This window comes from Methylibium sp. (assembly GCF_035762065.1).
Taxonomy (GTDB): domain Bacteria; phylum Pseudomonadota; class Gammaproteobacteria; order Burkholderiales; family Burkholderiaceae_C; genus Methylibium.
Genome location: NZ_DASTPW010000040.1, coordinates 108,352 through 125,526, shown reverse-complemented (window position 1 = coordinate 125,526; position 17,175 = coordinate 108,352). Strand labels below are relative to the sequence as shown.

The following is a 17,175-nucleotide window of genomic DNA, read 5'->3' as shown; positions in this document are numbered from 1 at the left end:
CCGACCGCATGACCGCCAACCGCATCCTTTACATCGGCGCGCCCGAAGCCGATGCCGCCGCCTTCGAAGCGCTCGCGCGCGCGGCCTTTCCCGGCCTCGATCTCGTGGCGACCAACGATCGCGAGGCGGCGCGCGGCCACGCGGGCGAGGCCGTCGCGATGATCGGCCACCACTTCCAGTTCGACGAAGCCCTGGTCGAGGCGGCGCCGAAGCTGCGCTGGATCCAGTCCCTGACGACCGGCACCGATGCGATCGTCAAGCTGCGTGCGCTGCGGCCCGAGGTCGTCGTCACCTCGACGCGCGGCATGCACGGCCCGCAGATGTCCGAGCTGGTCTTCCTGCACATGCTCTCGCTCACGCGCGACCTGCCGAAGATCCTGCGCCATCAGCAGCGCAGGCACTGGGAGCGCTGGCCGCAGCCGCTGCTGTGGGGCAAGACGGCGGTGATCGTCGGCGTTGGCGCGATCAGCGAGGCGCTGGCGCCGCGCTGCAAGGCCTTCGGCATGAAGGTCGTCGGCGTCTCCGGGACGCCGCGCGCCGCCGAGGGTTTCGACGCCATGTACACCCGCGATCGGCTCGCCGAAGCGGCTGCGCTTGCCGACTACCTGGTGCTGGTGGTGCCGCTGTCGAAGGAGACCGAGAACCTCGTCGACGCGCGCGTGCTCGCGGCAATGAAGCCGGGCGCCTTCGTCGTCAACGTCGCCCGCGGCGGCGTGCTCGACGAGCAGGCGCTCGTCGCCGCGTTGCGCGAGAAGCGCCTTGCCGGCGCGGCGCTCGACGTGTTCCGCGAACAGCCGCTGCCGGCCGCGAGCGGGCTCTGGAGCGAGCCGCGCGTGCTGATCACGCCACTGCTCGGTGGCATGAGCGACATCTACCTCGAGCAGGCCTGGCCGATCGTGCGCGAGAACCTGGCCGGCTTCCTCGCCGGCGACACGGGCGCGATGCACAACGTCGTGCGGCGCTAGCGCACCCGCCGCGCGCGCGACGCCGCGGCATCAGGGCTTGCCCTTGGTATCGACCGGCTCGATCCCGCGCATCGACCCAAACTGTTTGGCGCGGCCCGGACGGCCCCGTAAGGTGCGGCGACTTCTTCGAGGCCACCGCCATGTCCGAGCTTCATCCCCGCGCCGTCAACGCCGTCTCGGCCACCGAGATGAACCGCCGCTGGCGTGCTTGCCGCGATCGCATGCGTGCGGAAGGCCTGCAGGCGCTGGTGGTGCAGAACTCGAGCGACTGGGTCGGCGGCCACGTGCGCTGGTTCAGCAACCAGCCGGCGCACAACGGCTACCCGACGACGCTGGTCTTCCATCTCGAAGAGGGCATGTCGCTGATCGAGCAGGGCCCGTTCGGCGGGCGTCGTGTCGCCGCACCCGACGAACTGCAACGCACCGGCATCGAGCGGCGCTTCACCACGCCGAGCTATCCGTCCGTCGCCTACAGCGCGGGCTACGACGCCGAGATCGCCCTGGCCGAGCTGCGCCGCATGGGCGCACGCCGCGTCGGCATGGTCGCGCCCGCGGGTTGGTACCACGGCTTCGGCGCCGCGCTGCGCCAGGGGCTGGCCGAGGCACCGGCCTGCCAGCTGGTCGATGCGACCGACTGGGTCGATGCGATCAAGGCGATCAAGAGCGAGGAAGAGCGCGCCTGCATGCGCCAGGTCGCGGCGATGCAGGACGAGGTGATGTCGCGCATGGCCGCGTTCATCGAGCCGGGGTTGAAGGACTTCGAGATCGCCGCGCATGCGCAGTACCTGGGCCAGCGGCTCGGCAGCGAGCAGGGCGTGTTCCTCTGCTCGTCCGCGCCGCCGGGGCAGGCGGCGAGCTTTCGCGGCCGCTCGATGCAGGGCCGCACGCTGCAGGGCGGCGACGTGTTCTCGCTGCTGATAGAGAACAACGGCGCCGGCGGCTACTACACCGAGCTGTCGCGCATCTTCGTGCTCGGCGAGGCCAGCGCCGAGCTGAGGCAGGCGCACGAGCGGGTGCTCGATGCGCAGCGCTATGCGCTCACGCTGCTCAAGCCCGGCGCGCGGTGCGCCGACGTGCACGAGCAGCACAACGCCTGGCTGCGCCAGCACGGCATGGCCGAGGAGCGCCGGCTGTCGATCCACGGCATGGGCTACGACATGGTCGAGCGCCCGCTGGTGCGCCACGACGAGCCGATGACGATCGAGGAGCACATGGCCATCGTCGTGCACCCGGGGATCCTCGACGAGCGCATGTTCGTGCACAACACCGAGGTCTACCTGATCGAAGCCGACGGCCCCGGCGAAAGCCTGCACCGCACGCCGCGGCGCATCGTCGAGCTCGGCTGAGCGATTCCGCAGCGATCCCATCCGAAAAAGGAGACAAGCATGAATACGATCCGCCGCCGAGAAGCCCTGCAATGGACGATGGGCGCGGCCTGCGCACTCGCGCTGCCCGCCGCGCGCGCCCAGGCACAGCCCGAGACCGCGCGCATCTTCGTCGGCTTCCCGCCCGGCGGCGCGCCGGACTTCTTCGCGCGCCGGCTCGCCGAAGAACTGAACGGCAAGCTCGCGAAGACGGTGCTCGTGGAGAACAAGCCGGGCGCCGGCGGCCGCATCGCGATCGACAGCTCACGCCAGGCGCCGCCCGATGGCACCACGCTGCTGCTCAATCCTGCCGGCGTGCTGTCGATCAACCCGCACAGCTACAGGAAGCTGAGCTACGACCCGTTCAAGGACTTCGCCCCGTTGAGCCTCGCGGCCACCGTCGACTTCGGCTTCGGTGTCGGCCCGGCGGTGCCGGCGAACGTGAGCAACGTCGCCGAGTTCGCCGCCTGGGCGAAGGCGAACAAGGGCAAGGTCAGCTACGGCTCGCCGGCGGCGGGCTCGCCGCCGCACTTCGTCGGCGACGCGCTCAGCCGCAAGCTCGATCTGGACATGACGCACGTGCCCTACCGCGGCGGCGGCGCGGCGCTCAACGACCTGATGGGCGGCCAGATCGCCGCGCTGGTCCTGACGCTCGGCGACATGATCACGCACGCGAAGGCGGGGCGCTTGCGCCTGCTCGCCTCGACCGGCCCCGCGCGCTCGCGCTTCGCGCCCGAGCTCGCGACGTTCGAGCAGCAGGGCATGCCGGGCCTGGAGATGCGCGACTGGTTCGGCGTCTACATCCCCGGCGCACCGCCGGCCGAGGTGGTGGCCCGCACCGCCGCGATCGTGCGGGCCGCGGTCGCGGCGCCGGGCTATGTCGAGGCCTTGAGGATCGCCAACTACGAGGCCGCGGCCTCGACGCCGCAGGAGCTGGAGAAGCTGGCGCGCAGCGACCTCGACCGCTGGGCGCCGATCGTCAAGGCCTCGGGTTTCCAGGCCGACGTCTAGGCGCTCGTCGGGGCGCCGCTGCCGCCCGGCGTGGGCATTGCCGCGGCGCTCTCGAAGACGGTTTCGCGCAGCCAGCGGTGCGCGGGATCGCTCTCGAGGTGCCGCGGCCAGCACAGCATCTCGACCAGCGTCGGCAATTCGATCGGCGCATCGAGGATGCGCAGCGGCAGCTGCTGCGCGGCGCGCGCGGCGAGCCGGTGGTGGATCACCGCGATGCGCGGCGTGCCGACGAGCAGCATCGGCACCAGGCTGAAGCTGTCGACGCGGACCTCGACGCGCCGCTGCTGCCGGTGCTGCGGGAACAGCCACTCCTCGAACGCGCTGCCGCCGGGCAGCTGGAAACTCAGGCTCACATGGCCCAGCTCGAGGTACTGCTCGGCGCTGAGCGCGTCGCCGACCGCGGTGTTGCCCGACCACACGAGGCAGACCTGCCGGTCCTCGAACAAGCGGCGCTGCGGGTGGTCGAGCCGGCTCGCGTAGGCCTGCGGCATCACCAGCAGGTCGATGCTGCCGCGCTCGAACTGCTCGAACAGATCGCGCGGCAGGCTCTGCAGACGGATCGCGAGGCCCGGCGCCTGCACCGCCAGCCGGCGCAGCACGTCGCAGAGCAGCACGTGGTTGACGTAGTCGGACGCGGCGATCGTGAACTCGCGCTGCGCGGTGGCCGGGTCGAAGTCGGGCCGCAGCGAGAGCGTCGCGCGGGCGCGCAGCAGCGTGTCGCGCACCGGCTCGGCGAGGCTGCGCGCCATCGGCGTGGGCCGCAGCTCGCGGCCGACCTGGATCAGCAGTTCGTCGCCGAAGTATTCGCGCAGCCGTGCGAGCGCGGCGCTCGCGGCCGACTGCCCGATGCACAGCCGCTCGGCAGCGCGCGTGACGTTGCGTTCCTCGAGCAGCGCGTCGAGCGCAATGAGCAGGTTGAGATCGAAACGATCGAGTCGCATGGCGATGGACCGAAGGAGGCTGCGGGCGACCGCGCGGGTTTGCCCTTGGTATTGCCGAGGTCGATTCGGATCATCGATCCAAACTGTTTTTGCCTCCAGCGAGTGATCCCTATCGTGCGTTCGAGCCGCGCGGAGGGCGCGGTGAAGTCCGAACGACAACACCACGGAGACTTGCATGAGGAAGATCCTGTTCGCGCTGAGCGCCCTGGCCGGCGCCTGCGCCGCACTGCCCGCCGCGGCGCAATCGACGGTGCAGATCTACGGCACCGTCGACGCCGCGGTCGGCGTGATCGAGACGCTCGCGCCGCCGACATCGCTTGCGCCCGCCGGCCCCGGCGCCGCGCGCGTGGTGACCATCAAGGGCGTGCACAGCGGCGCCGTGCAGACGAGCTTCTGGGGGCTGCGCGGCACCGAGGACCTGGGCAACGGCATGAAGGCGCGCTTCGTGCTCGAGGCCTTCTTCCGCACCGACACCGGCGCGCCGGGCCGTTTCGACGCGAACCCCGGCTCGGGCGCCGACTACTTCTTCGGTCGCAACGCCTACGTCGCGCTGGGCAGCGACAAGCTCGGCGAAGTGAAGCTCGGCAACACGCCGCACCCGACCTGGATCTCGCTGATCCAGACCAACGCCTTCGGCCCGAACTCGCTGTTCTCGCCCTCGTTCCGAGTGCTGTTCGCCGGCGGCAGCAAGAGCCCCAACGGCGTCGAGGCCGACACCTCGCTCGTCAACTCGGCGCAGTACAGCAGCCCGGTGCTCGCCGGCTTCAGCGCGAACGCCGCGCTGCAGGCGGGCGAGGGCAGCGGCAGCCGCTACAGCTACAGCTTCAACCTGAACTACCGCGCCGGCCCGCTGTTCGTGACGGTCGCGAACACCAGCCTGCGCCACGCCGCCTTGCCGCAGTTGCCGGGCGCACGGCAGCAGGACACCTGGCTCGCCGGCGTCGCCTACACGATCGACCCGGTGCGCCTGTTCGGCCAGTACGCCGACATCGACAACGACCGCATTGGCTACGACGACGAGTTCGTCACCGTCGGCACCGCGGCGACCTTCGGTGCGAACACGTTCCAGCTCGCGCATGCGCAGGACAAGCAGGACCCGCGCGCCCCTGGCGCGGCCACGCGCACCCGCGAGACCACCTCGGCCGGATTCCTGCATGCGATGTCCAAGCGCACCGAGCTGTACCTGATGCTGATGCGCGACAAGGTCTGGGTGCCGGCGGCCGCCGACTACCAGAACGCCGACAGCTACGTCGCCGGCATCCGCCATCAGTTCTGAGCACCCGGAAGGCCGCCACGATGATCACGCTGTACGGCTCGACCGCCTCGCGCGCGCATCGCACGCTGTGGATGCTGAAGGAACTGGGCCTGCCGTTCGAGCACGTGCCGCTCGGCTTCACCGACGGCAGCACGCGCGAGCCGGCGTTCCTCGCGATCAATCCGAACGGCCGCGTGCCGGCGCTCGACGACGACGGCTTCGTCGTCGTCGAGTCGATGGCGATCAACCTCTACCTCGCGCGCAAGCACGGCGGCCCGCTCGCGCCCGCGGGCCTGCGCGAAGAGGCGCTCGCCACGCAATGGAGCTTCTGGGTCGTCACCGAAGTCGAGAAGCCGCTGCTGCTCGCCTCGGCGAATCGCAAGCTGTTCGCGCCCGAGCGGCGCGTCGAGGCCGAAGCGCTGATGGCGATCGCCAAGCTCGATCGGCCGATGAAGGTGCTCGACGCGCACCTGGCGCAGCAGGCGCACCTGCTGGGCGCACGCTTCACGGTAGCCGACCTGAACGTCGCGACGGTGATGGACCTCGCGCCGCAGTGCGGCATCGCGCTCGAGGCCTGGCCGAACGTCGCCCGTTGGCACGCGGCCTGTCTCGCGCGGCCGGCCGCGGCCGACTGGAAAGACGTGAGCTTCTCGATCCCCCGCCCCGCCGATGCGCTGGGCATGCTGCGCATGTTCGTCTGAGTCGCGCGGCCTTCCCCGTTGTCCTTCAAGCCGTACCGCACACCATGAACGCACCCCTCGCCGCCTCTTCCGACTCGTCCGCCAACGGCCTGCGCTTTCCCGACCTGCTCGTCTACCGCGGCCACGCCGCGCCGGTGCGCATGGAAGTCGATGTGCAGGACTGCGAGGTGATCGGTGCGATCCCGCCCGGATTGAACGGCGCCTACTACCGCAACAGCGCCGACCCGACCTACCCGCCGCTGCTGGGCACCGACATCTTCCTCAACGGCGACGGCATGGTGCACATGGTGCGTCTCGAGAACGGCCATGCCGACCTCAAGACGCGCTACGTGCGCACCGAGAAGTTCGAGCTCGAACGCAAGGCGCGCCGCGCGCTGTTCGGCGCCTACCGCAACCCGTTCACCGATGCGCCGGAAGTGGCCGGGCGCGACAACAACACGGCGAACACCTCGATGCTCTGGCATCACGGCAGGCTCTATGCGCTGAAGGAGTCGGGCCGGCCCTACGAACTCGATCCCGCGACGCTCGCCACGCTCGGCGAGCGCGACTTCGGCGGCACCCTGAAGAGCCGCACCTTCACCGCGCATCCCAAGCTCGACCCGCAGACCGGCGAGGCAATCGCCTTCGCCTACAACACCGAAGGCGTGGCGAGCGACGAGATCGAGCTCTACACCATCGACCCGCGCGGCGCGATCACGCGCACCGAACGCTTCAAGGCGCCGTACTGCTCGATGGCGCACGACTTCCTCGTCTCGCGCAACTTCATCGTCTTCGTGATCTGCCCGATGGTCTGCGACTGGGAGCGCGTCAAGCGCGGCGAGCCCTACTGGCACTGGGACTCGACGAAGAAGACGAGGGTCGCGGTCATCCCGCGCAAGGAGGGCGTGAAGGGCATCCGCTGGTTCACGAGCCCGAAGCTCGCGATGCAGACGCACACCTTCAACGCGTGGGAAGAGGAGACGAACGGCGGCACGACGTTGCACCTCGACCACTTCGTCACCGAATCCGGCTGGCTCAGCCAGTTTCCCGACCTCCACGACCCCGACGCGAAGGAGAAGCCGCCGTTCGGCGAGCGCTGGTCGCTCGACCTGGCGAGCCCCGACGACCGCATCGAGCAGCGCCGGCTGATCCCGCACATCGGCGAGATGCCGACGATCGACCCGCGCTTTTCGATGACGCGCGCGTGGCAGTTCTGGTTCGGCACCAGCAACCCGGCGCTCGGGCCGATGCTGGAGTGGGGCCCGAAGGGCCCGCCGTTCACCTGCCTCGGCCACTTCGACGAGGCCGCCGGCAAGCTGGACTTCTGGTACGCCGGTGCCGACTCGAGCCCCGAGGAGCCGCACTTCGTGCCGCGTCACGCGGGTGCGGCGGAGGGCGACGGCTGGCTGCTCGCGATCGTCGGGCGCCGCGCCGAGAACCGCAGCGATCTGGTGATCCTCGATGCGATGCACCTGGGCCGCGGCCCGGTCGCGGTGGTCAGGTTCCCGTGCCGCGTGCACGAAGGCTTCCACGGCACTTGGGTGCCGCAAAACGAGTTGCTGGCTAGATCTTGACGCGCCCGAGCCAGATGTCGCGGTACATCGCCCAGTCGCCCATGAAGCTGTAGAGCGGGCGCTTGAAGCTGGCGGGCTTGTTCTTCTCGAAGCCGAAATGGCCGAGCCAGGCGAAGCCGTAGCCGCACAGCAGGCCGTAGAGCAGGTACTGCGGCCGGCCGCTGGCGATCAGCATCGCGATGCACAGCAGCGCCAGCGTCGAGCCGGCGAAGTGCAGCCGGCGGCAGGTGCGGTCGCTGTGCTCGCGCAGGTACAGCGGGTAGAACTCGGCGAAGCTGCGGGCGGCGCGGATGTCGGCGTCGGCGACTTGCTGCGGGGCGGTGGCTGGATTCATCGTGTTCAGGCGGTGATGAGGCGCTTCAGCGCATTCAACACCGCATCGGGCGTTTCGGCCATCAGAGCATGCCCGGCCGCAAGCGTGGCCGTGACCCCGCGATCCGGGCCTCCCCCCAAGTTCGCGGCCAGCGCATCGACGAGGGATTGCGCGGCCTTCGGCGGGGTCATGCTGTCGTGCGCGCCGAGCAGCAGTTGCGCCGGGCACACGACGCGCTGCGCCGCTTCGTTCGCGCCGCGGTAGCGGTCGCAGACGCCGAAGTCGTGGTGGAAGAGGTTGCCGTGGCCGGCGGCGGCGTAGCGCTCCTGCTGCCTGCGCATCAGCGCGCGGCTCGCGCCGTGCAGCCAGGTGCCCGGTCCGGGGTTCGACGGCTTGGCCGCCAGCGTCGAATGCGAGAACGTGTTGACCCGGTCGATCGCCTCGAGCGGATCGGCGAGCGCGCACTCGAACAGCGCGGTCGACACCTTCATCGGGAACGCGGTGCCGATCATCGCGAGTGCATCGGCCCGCGCGCCGAGCCGCGCAGCGGCTTCCAGCGCGACCAGCGAGCCCATGCTGTGGCCGACGAGCGCGATGCGGTCCCTCGTGCCGGCCGCGTCGATCAGCGCGACCAGCCAGTCGGCCAGCGCCTCGACCGAGCCGAGCGCCGGCCCGGCGCTGCGGCCGTGGCCGGGCAGATCGACCGCGAGCACCGCGCGCCCGTGGTGCGCGAACCAGCGGCTGTGCAGCGCCCAGACGCTGTGGTCGTTCATCGCGCCGTGCACGAAGACGACGAGCGGCAGCGATGCATCGAAGGGCTTGCCGCCGGTGTAGGCGTAGGCCGCCGCCGCGTGGCCCGCGAGCTCGAGCTTCACGCCGCGGCCTTCTCGGCGGCGCGCAGCGCGCGCGAGAGGTCGTCGATCAGGTCCTCGGCCGATTCCAGCCCGATCGACAGGCGGATCGTGCCGGCGGTGATGCCGGCGAGGCGCAAGGCCGCGTCGTCCATGCGGAAGTGCGTCGTCGAGGCCGGGTGGATGACCAGCGAGCGGCAATCGCCGACGTTCGCGAGATGCGAGAACAGCTTCAGCGCTTCGATGAACGCGCGGCCCTGATCGCGCGAGGCATCGCCCTCGACACCCGGCCTGCCGCGCAGCGCGAAGCTGAAGACGGCGCCGGCGCCGCGCGGCAGCAGCTTCTTCGCGAGCGCGTGGTCGCGGTGCGAGGGCAGGTCGGGGTGGCCGACGCTCGCGACCATCGGATGCTCTTCGAGGAAGTGCGCGATGCGCCGTGCGGTCTCGACATGCCGCGCCATGCGCAGCGGCAGCGTCTCGATGCCCTGCAGGATCGTCCACGCGGTGTGCGGGCTCATGCACGCGCCGAAATCGCGCAGGCCTTCGCGGCGCGCGCGCAGCAGGAAGGCGCCGGTGCTGCTTTCCTCGGTGAAGACCATGCCGTGGAAGCCTTCGTAGGGCGCGGTCAGCTCACCGAAGCGCTGCGTACCCGCGGCCGCGGATGCAGCCGATCTCGCGTAGTCCGCAGCGGCGTCCCAGTCGAAGCGACCGCCGTCCACCAGCAGTCCGCCGATCACCGTGCCGTGCCCGCCGAGGAACTTGGTCGCCGAATGCACGACGAGATCGGCGCCGTGGTCGAAGGGCCTCATCAGCCACGGTGTCGTCAGCGTCGAATCGACGACGAGCGGCAAGCGATGTTCTTGCGCGAGCGTCGCGAGGCACGGCAGGTCGAGCACGTCCATGCCGGGGTTGCCGAGCGTCTCGCCGAACAGCAGCTTGGTCTCGGGGCGGATGGCCGCGCGCCAGGCGTCGATGTCATTGGGCCGCACGAAGGTGGTCGTGATGCCGAAGCGCGGCAGCGTGTAGTGCAGCAGGTTGTGCGAGCCGCCGTACAACGCCGCGCTCGCGACGATGTGCGAGCCCGCGCCGGCGATCGTCGCGATCGCGAGGTGCAGCGCGGCCTGGCCGCTCGCCGTCGCGATCGCACCGACGCCGCCCTCGAGGGCGGCGATGCGCTCTTCGAGCACCGCGTTCGTCGGATTCGAGAGGCGCGAGTAGACGTGCCCCGCGCGCTCCATGTTGAACAGCGAGGCCGCGTGATCGGCGTCCTGGAACACGAAGGAGGTCGACAGGTGCAGCGGCACCGCGCGTGCGCCGGTCGCCGCATCGGGTGCCGCGCCGGCGTGCAGCACCAGCGTGTCGAAGCCGGGGTCGTTCGCGCCGGGCATGGGGGTGGCTTTGCTGTGGCGAGTGCCGGGGATTGTGGCTATATTGAATCGCGGGTTTTCGGCAAGGTGCATAGAGGAGTCATCGCGATGAAGGTCATCGACATCCTGCGCGTCAAGGGCGTGACGCTGTTCACCGTGGGGCCCGACGAGGCGCTCGCGCAGGCCGCCTCGACGATGGCCGAGCACGACATTGGCTCGCTGGTGGTGATGTCGCATGGCGAGCTGGTCGGCATGCTGACCTTCCGCGAAGTGATCCTCGCCATCGTGCGCAACGGCGGCACACTTGGCACGACCCTCGTGCGCAGCGTGATGGACGATCACCCCTTGACCTGCACGCCCGAAACCAGCATCGACGAAGTGCGCCGCATGATGCTCGGCCGCCATGCGCGCTACATGCCGGTGATGGACCAGCGCACGCTGATGGGCGTGATCTCCTTCCACGACGTCGCGAAGGCGGTGGTCGAAGGCCAGGACTTCGAGAACCGCATGCTCAAGGCCTACATCCGCGACTGGCCGGTCGAGCAGGAAGTGCCGGCCGAACCGCGGCTCTGAATCGAGGCGTCTCGCCGCGCCGCCGGCGCGCGCGCCGGGCTTCGGCTGCGGCTTTCGACACATCGGGTTCCGCGCCTCCTGACGCCGCACCGCGGCCGCTGCCAAGGAATCCGCAGCGCAAGAGTTGCCCCTGAATCCGGGTGTTAACGCAGCGCCCCGCCAGGCGCGAAATGCCCCAAGCTTCCGGCATGGCGCAGCCTCCGGCCATCTCGGCTTCCAAGCTTGTCCCGCCCCGACGATCGGGGCTCGTGGCGCTCGCGCTGTGGGCCGCCGCGAGCGGCGCGGGCGCGATGCAAGCCGAAGAAGCCCAGGCCTTCGGCCCGCTGCCCGAAGTCCACGAAAGCTGGGCCCGCCGCGCCTCGCGCGAGCTCGCCCGGCCGAGCCGAGCCGCCACGCGCAGCGTCGCGATCGTCGAGCTGCCGTCGGAAGCCGCGCCCGGCACGCGCCAACGCCCGCGGCGCGCGCTCAGCGTCCCCTCCGAAATGCCCAGGCTGATGCTGCGCTCGGTAGGGATCGAGGCCGACGAATGCTCGACCCGCTTTCGCCTGCCGACCAAGCTGCGGCGCGACGCGGAAGGCGGCACGAGCCTGCAGGTGCAGGCGCATCTCGGGTTGGCCTGCAGCTTCTAGCCGCTGGTTTCCTTTTCTGCAGAAGTGACAATGCAGGCCGCTTCGCTGCTGCCTGCGCCATGTCCGGCTCCACCCTCGGTCACCTGTTTCGCGTCACCAACTTCGGCGAGTCGCACGGCCCCGCGATCGGCTGCGTGATCGACGGCTGCCCGCCCGGCATGGCCCTCGCCGAAGCTGACATCCAGATCGAGCTCGACCGCCGCCGTCCCGGCACCAGCCGCCACGTCACGCAGCGCCAGGAGCCCGATGCGGTGGAGATCCTCTCCGGCGTCCACGAAGGCCGGACCACCGGCACGCCGATCGCGCTACTGATCCGCAACACCGATCAGCGAAGCAAGGACTACGCGAACATCGCGCAGAGCTTTCGCCCCGGGCATGCCGACTACGCCTACTTGCAGAAGTACGGAACGCGCGATCCGCGCGGTGGCGGCCGCAGCTCGGCGCGGCTGACCGCGCCCACCGTCGCCGCTGGCGCGGTCGCGAGGAAGTGGCTCGCCGAACGGCATGGCATCGGCTTGCGTGGCGGCATGGCCGAGCTCGGCGGGATCGCGATTCGCCACGAAGGCTGGCAGCACGTCGCGAACAACCCCTTCTTCGCGCCCAACGCGAGCCAGATCCCGCAGCTCGAAGCTTTCATGGACGAACTGCGCAGGCAGGGCGACTCGGTCGGCGCGCGCATCGTCGTCGAGGCCACCGGCGTGCCGCCCGGCTGGGGCGAGCCGCTGTACGACCGGCTCGATGCCGACATCGCGAAGGCCATGATGGGCTTGAACGCGGTCAAGGGCGTCGAGATCGGCGCCGGCTTCGCGAGCGTCGCGCATCGCGGCTCGATGCATGGCGACGAGATGAGCCCCGCCGGCTTCCGCAGCAACCACGACGGCGGCGTGCTCGGTGGCATCAGCAGCGGCCAGGACATCACCGTGTCGATCGCGATCAAGCCGACCAGCTCGATCCGCACGCCACGCCAGTCGATCGACGTCCAGGGCCGGCCGGCGACGGTCGAGACCTTCGGCCGCCACGACCCCTGCGTCGGCATCCGCGCGACGCCCATTGCCGAGGCGCTGCTCGCGCTGGTGCTGATCGATCACGCGCTGCGCCATCGCGCGCAGTGCGGGGACGTTAGCCACCCCCTGCCGCCGATCCCGGGGCAGGCACCCGCAAGCTGAAGCGGCGTTCGTCGCGGAGTTCCGCCGGCTCGTCGGCCGGCCCGGCAGCCTGAGCCCGCAAAGCCCCGGTTCGTCGCAGGTGCGACCAGGGGCGCCAAAGGCGACGCCTAGACTCGCCGCCCATGACGCAAACCACCCCCGCCAGCGGCCGCGGCGCGTTCACAAGACGGCGTCTGCAGGTCGGCTTCACGGTGGCGGTGCTGGCCCTGGCCGGCGCCGCCGCGGTGCTCGCATCGAGGCCCAAGGCCGAGCCCGACAAGGCCGCGCCGCCGCTCCAATTCAAGGGCGCCGAAGTCACCCGGCCGCTGCTCGTGCCGATGCCGCAGCGCGTCGAGTTCTCGGGGCCGCTCGTCGCGCCGCAGACGGCGATCGTCAAGGCCAAGGCGGTGGGCACGCTGCTGGCGCTCGACACCGCCGAGGGCCGGCGCGTCAAGGCCGGCCAGTTGTTGGGTCGCATCGATCTGGCCGACCTCAACAGTCGCGTCGAGGACCGCGCCGCGAGCGTCGAGTCGGCGCAGGCGATGCTGGCCGAGGCACTGCGGCTGCATGAATCGAACCTGCGGCTGTCGGAGCAGAACTTCATCTCGCCGAACGCGCTGCAGTCGTCGCAGGCCAAGCTGGACGCGGCGCGTGCGCAGCTGCGCTCGATGCAGGCGCAGCTGTCGAGCATGCGCATCGGCTTGCGCGAGGCGGCGCTCGTCGCCCCGATCGCCGGCATCGTCGGCAAGCGCCATGTCGTGCCCGGCGAGAAGCTGAGCGCGGAACAGCCGGTGCTGACGCTCGTCGATCTGACGACGCTGGAACTGGTGGGCACCGTGTCCACGCACGCGGTCTCGCTGCTGGCGGTGGGGCAGCCGGTGACGGTCGGCGTTGAAGGGCGCGCCGAGCCGGTCGCGGGCCGCATCGACCGCATCGCGCCGCAGGCCGAGGCCGGCACGCGCGCGATCGCGGTGGTGGTGACGATCGCGAATGCCGACGAGCGGCTGCGTGCCGGCCAGTACGCGCAGGCGCAGGTGCTGATCGACGACCCGACCCCGCGCCTGACGGTGCCGGTCGCGGCGCTGAGCCAGGCTTCGGGCCAGGATCAGGTCTGGACGATCGAGCACGGCGCGCTGGTGCGGCGCATCGTCATCACCGGCCGCCGCGATGACGCCGGCGGCCGCATCGAGGTGCTCAAGGGCCTCGCGCCCGAAGCCGACCTGCTCGCGCTGCGCTTCGAGAACCTGAAGGAAGGCGCGCAGGCGCGCTTCGAGGGCGCGCCGGGCCCCGTCGCGCCGGCCGCCGCGGGTGCCGGGCAGGCGCAGCAACGCAGCCGCGCGAAGTCCTGATCGCACGGGCCGCGCCATGTGGATCACCCGCGTCTCGATCAACAACCCGGTCTTCGCCGCGATGATGATGATCGCGCTGTGCGTGCTCGGGCTCTTCTCTTACGCGCAGCTGCGCGTCGAGCGCCTGCCCGACATCGCGCCGCCGATCGTCTTCGTCAGCGTGCGTTACCCGGGCGCGTCGCCGGAGGCCGTCGAGGTCGAGGTGACCAAGCCGATCGAGCTCGCGCTCAACGGCATCGCGGGCGTGAAGATGATCCGCTCGAACAGCTTCGAAGGCCGCAGCGAGACGGTCGTCGAGTTCCGGCTCGACGCCGACATGGCGCGCGCCGTGCAGGACGTGCGCGACAAGGTCTCGGTGCTGCAGCCGGGCTTCTCCGAAGAGGTGAAGGCGCCGTTCATCTCGCGCTTCGACGGCGACAACGCGCAGCCGATCGTCCTCCTTTCGCTGATCGGGCCGGATCGCAGCGCGCGCGAGCTGTCGCTGCTGGCCGACCAGCAGGTGCGCAAGCGGCTCGAACGCGTCGGCGGCGTCGCGCGCGTCGATGTCGGCGGGCTCACGGTGCGCCAGGTGCGCATCGACCTCGACGCGCAGCGGCTGCGGGCGGTGGGCCTGACGCCGGCCGACATCGCCGCGGCGATCAAGCGCGCCAACACCGACGTGCCGGTCGGCCTGCTGCAGGCCGCGCAGACCGAGGCGGTGGTGCGGGTCGAAGGCAAGGTGCGCGACGCGAAGGCGTTCGCCGATCTCGTCGTCAGCACCAAGGGCGCGACCGTGGTGCGGCTCGGCGATCTGGGCCAGGTCGTCGAGCGCGAGCAGGAGCCGGTGTCGATCGCGCGCGTCGACGGCGTGCCGTCGATCAACTTCAACGTCTTCAAGCAGCAGGACGCGAACATCGTCGAGACCGGCGAAGGCATCAAGGAAGCCGCGGCCGAGCTGCGCAAGTCGATGCCGCCGGGCGTCGAGCTCAAGCTCGTCTACGCCGACAGCGACTGGGTGCGCGATTCGCTCGCGGGCGTCAAGCGCACGCTGATCGAAGGCGCGCTGCTGACGATCGGCATCGTCTTCCTGTTCCTGCACAGCTGGCGCAGCACCGTCATCACCGGCCTGACGCTGCCGATCGCGGTGGTCTCCAGCTTCATCGCGGTGTACGCCTTCGGCTTCACGCTGAACTTCATGACGATGATGGCGCTCAGCCTGTGCATTGGCCTGCTGATCGACGACGCGATCGTCGTGCGCGAGAACATCGTGCGGCACATCCGCATGGGCGCCGACCACCACACCGCCGCGCGCGTCGGCACCGACGAGATCGGCCTTGCGGTGCTCGCCACCACCTTCGCGATCTGCGCGGTGTTCGTGCCGGTCGCCTTCATGAAGGGCATCGTCGGCAAGTTCTTCTTTCCCTTCGGCATCACGGTCACCGTCGCGGTGCTGGTGAGCCTGTTCGTGAGCTTCACGCTCGATCCGATGCTCTCCAGCCTCTGGAAGGACCCGCCGGCGACCCGGCTCGCGCGCGTGCCGGTGCTGGGCGCGCTGATGCGTGGCAGCGACCGCTTGCTCGACGTGATGCACGCGGTCTACGAGCGGCTGATCCGCTGGATCTTCTCGGGCCGCCGCTACGGCACGCGCCGCTTCGGCGTCACGCCGCGCGGCATCGTGCTGCTGCTCGGCGCGGCCAGCTTCGGCGGCGCGATCGCGCTGGTGCCGGCGGTCGGCAGCGAGTTCATTCCCGAGACCGACAACAGCTACATCCAGCTCACCCTGCGCATGCCGGTGGGCACCAGCCTCGCGCGATCGAGCGAGAAGGTCGAGCAGGTCGAGCAGGCGGTGCGCGCCATGCCCGAGGTGCGGCTGGTCTCGGCGACCATCGGCGAGAACGGCGACGGCCAGCAGCGCAACCAGGCCCAGCTGGGCATCCAGCTCAAGTCGCGCCGCGATCGCGAGCGCTCGCAGAAGGAGGTCGAGGAGTCGATCCGCAGCGCGCTCGCGCCGATCCCGGGCATCGAGGTCGCGTTCGGCTTCGACCGGCCGATCTACGTCGCGCTGCTCGGCCCGGAGCCGGCGGTGCTGGATGCCGAGACGCTGAAGCTGGCGGAGAAGGTCAGGTCGATCAAGGGCATCACCGACCTGGAGACTTCGGTGAAGCCGGGCCTGCCGGCCTACGCGGTGCGGCTGCGCCAGGACGCGGTGCGCGAACTGGGCATCACGCCGGCCGATCTGGCGGCGAGCCTGCGCGCCTTCGTCAACGGCGACGTCGCGACCTACTGGACCGCACCCGACGGCGAGCAGGTCGAGGTCGAACTGCGGCTGCCGAGCGCCTCTCGCGAGAACGCGGCGCAGCTCGAAAGCCTGCCCGTCGCCTATGCGAAGGACGGCACGCCGGTCGCGCTGGGGCGCGTCGCCGATGTCGTGCCGGTCGGCAACCCCGACGTCATCAAGCGCCAGGACCTGCAACGCCGCCAGGCGATCTACGCCGGCGTGCAGGGCCGGCCCGCAGGCGACGTGGGGGCCGAGGTGCAGAAGCTGGTCGATGCGACGACGCTGCCGCCGGGCTACCGCTTCGACGTGGGAGGCCAGACGCGCGACCAGCAGGAGGCCTTCGGCGCGATGCTCGCCGCGCTGGGCCTTTCGGTGATCTTCATCTACATCGTGCTCGCGTCGCAGTTCGCAAGCTTCCTGCAGCCGCTCGCGATCATGGCTTCGCTGCCGCTGGCGCTGATCGGCGTGATGCTCGCGCTGCTGCTGACCCGGACGACGCTGAACCTGTTCTCGATGATCGGCCTGGTGATGCTGATGGGGCTGGTGACGAAGAACGCGATCCTGCTGGTCGACTTCGCGAACCACGCACGCCGGCGCGGCGCGAGCGTCGCGGACGCGCTGCTCGAAGCCGGCCTCGTGCGCATGCGCCCGATCATGATGACGACCGCCGCGATGGTCTTCGGCATGCTGCCGCTGGCGCTCGCGCTCAGCGACGGCGGCGAGATCCAGGCGCCGATGGGCCGCGCGATCATCGGCGGCGTGATCACGTCGACGCTGCTGACGCTGGTGGTGGTGCCGGTGCTCTACAGCTACCTGGTGCGCGTGCCGAAGGCGCAGCCGCAGCCGGTGGGCACGAGCGCGCAGCCGGGCTCGCCGGCCGTCGCCGAGTAGCCGGGGTCCA

General features: G+C 70.5%; 15 protein-coding genes. 11 read left to right on the top strand and 4 right to left on the bottom strand.

The window, feature by feature from the left end; translation table 11 throughout:
- Nucleotides 1-8 precede the first annotated feature (8 nt).
- From VFR90_RS11080 to VFR90_RS11070, 3 genes are all read left to right on the top strand, one after another.
- Nucleotides 9-965, top strand: a complete 957-nt coding sequence (locus VFR90_RS11080) for a D-2-hydroxyacid dehydrogenase (protein ID WP_326406192.1) — start codon at nt 9-11, stop codon at nt 963-965.
- Nucleotides 966-1,105: 140 nt separating this feature from the next.
- Nucleotides 1,106-2,311 (top strand): M24 family metallopeptidase, encoded by a 1,206-nt coding sequence (locus VFR90_RS11075; RefSeq protein ID WP_326406191.1) that lies wholly within the window; start codon nt 1,106-1,108, stop codon nt 2,309-2,311.
- Between the two features lie 39 nt (nt 2,312-2,350).
- Entirely contained in the window at nt 2,351-3,340 is a 990-nt protein-coding gene (locus VFR90_RS11070; RefSeq protein WP_326406190.1) for a tripartite tricarboxylate transporter substrate-binding protein, read from the top strand.
- Here the strand turns inward: VFR90_RS11070 and VFR90_RS11065 are convergent.
- Nucleotides 3,337-4,281, bottom strand: coding sequence for a LysR family transcriptional regulator (locus VFR90_RS11065; RefSeq protein WP_326406189.1), 945 nt, complete (start codon nt 4,279-4,281; stop codon nt 3,337-3,339). The two genes, VFR90_RS11070 and VFR90_RS11065, sit on opposite strands and share 4 nt — an antisense overlap.
- A gap of 175 nt (nt 4,282-4,456) precedes the next feature.
- Here VFR90_RS11065 and VFR90_RS11060 point away from each other — a divergent pair, with 175 nt between their 5' ends.
- The 3 genes from VFR90_RS11060 to VFR90_RS11050 are packed head-to-tail and all read left to right on the top strand — an operon-like array spanning nt 4,457 to nt 7,790.
- On the top strand, nt 4,457-5,557 hold the full coding sequence (locus VFR90_RS11060; RefSeq protein WP_326406188.1) for a porin: 1,101 nt from the start codon (nt 4,457-4,459) through the stop codon (nt 5,555-5,557).
- 20 nt (nt 5,558-5,577) lie between these two features.
- On the top strand, nt 5,578-6,237 hold the full coding sequence (locus VFR90_RS11055; RefSeq protein ID WP_326406187.1) for a glutathione S-transferase family protein: 660 nt from the start codon (nt 5,578-5,580) through the stop codon (nt 6,235-6,237).
- Nucleotides 6,238-6,281: 44 nt separating this feature from the next.
- A complete protein-coding gene (locus VFR90_RS11050) occupies nt 6,282-7,790 on the top strand; it encodes a carotenoid oxygenase family protein (RefSeq protein ID WP_326406186.1) in 1,509 nt (502 codons plus the stop codon).
- Here the strand turns inward: VFR90_RS11050 and VFR90_RS11045 are convergent.
- Genes VFR90_RS11045 through VFR90_RS11035 form a run of 3 tightly spaced genes read right to left on the bottom strand, consistent with a single transcriptional unit; the run spans nt 7,780 to nt 10,342 of the window.
- On the bottom strand, nt 7,780-8,124 hold the full coding sequence (locus tag VFR90_RS11045) for an Mpo1-like protein (protein WP_326406185.1): 345 nt from the start codon (nt 8,122-8,124) through the stop codon (nt 7,780-7,782). The genes VFR90_RS11050 and VFR90_RS11045 overlap by 11 nt on opposite strands.
- Before the next feature lie 5 nt (nt 8,125-8,129).
- Complete coding sequence (locus VFR90_RS11040; RefSeq protein WP_326406184.1) at nt 8,130-8,978, bottom strand: alpha/beta fold hydrolase; 849 nt, start codon at nt 8,976-8,978, stop codon at nt 8,130-8,132.
- Nucleotides 8,975-10,342 carry an O-acetylhomoserine aminocarboxypropyltransferase gene (locus VFR90_RS11035; protein ID WP_326406183.1) on the bottom strand — a complete coding sequence of 456 codons (1,368 nt, stop codon included), beginning with the start codon at nt 10,340-10,342 and terminating at the stop codon, nt 8,975-8,977. The genes VFR90_RS11040 and VFR90_RS11035 overlap by 4 nt, the downstream gene beginning before the upstream one ends.
- A gap of 87 nt (nt 10,343-10,429) precedes the next feature.
- Between VFR90_RS11035 and VFR90_RS11030 the strand changes: the two genes are divergently transcribed.
- The 5 genes from VFR90_RS11030 to VFR90_RS11010 all read left to right on the top strand — a co-directional run bounded on the left by VFR90_RS11030 (nt 10,430) and on the right by VFR90_RS11010 (nt 17,165).
- Entirely contained in the window at nt 10,430-10,894 is a 465-nt protein-coding gene (locus VFR90_RS11030) for a CBS domain-containing protein (protein ID WP_326406182.1), read from the top strand.
- Between the two features lie 248 nt (nt 10,895-11,142).
- On the top strand, nt 11,143-11,523 hold the full coding sequence (locus VFR90_RS11025; RefSeq protein ID WP_326406181.1) for a hypothetical protein: 381 nt from the start codon (nt 11,143-11,145) through the stop codon (nt 11,521-11,523).
- A gap of 59 nt (nt 11,524-11,582) precedes the next feature.
- Entirely contained in the window at nt 11,583-12,689 is a 1,107-nt protein-coding gene (gene aroC, locus VFR90_RS11020; RefSeq protein ID WP_326406180.1) for a chorismate synthase, read from the top strand.
- A 122-nt stretch (nt 12,690-12,811) separates the two neighbouring features.
- Entirely contained in the window at nt 12,812-14,017 is a 1,206-nt protein-coding gene (locus VFR90_RS11015) for an efflux RND transporter periplasmic adaptor subunit (protein WP_326406179.1), read from the top strand.
- A 16-nt stretch (nt 14,018-14,033) separates the two neighbouring features.
- Complete coding sequence (locus VFR90_RS11010) at nt 14,034-17,165, top strand: efflux RND transporter permease subunit (protein WP_326406178.1); 3,132 nt, start codon at nt 14,034-14,036, stop codon at nt 17,163-17,165.
- Nucleotides 17,166-17,175: the final 10 nt, after the last annotated feature.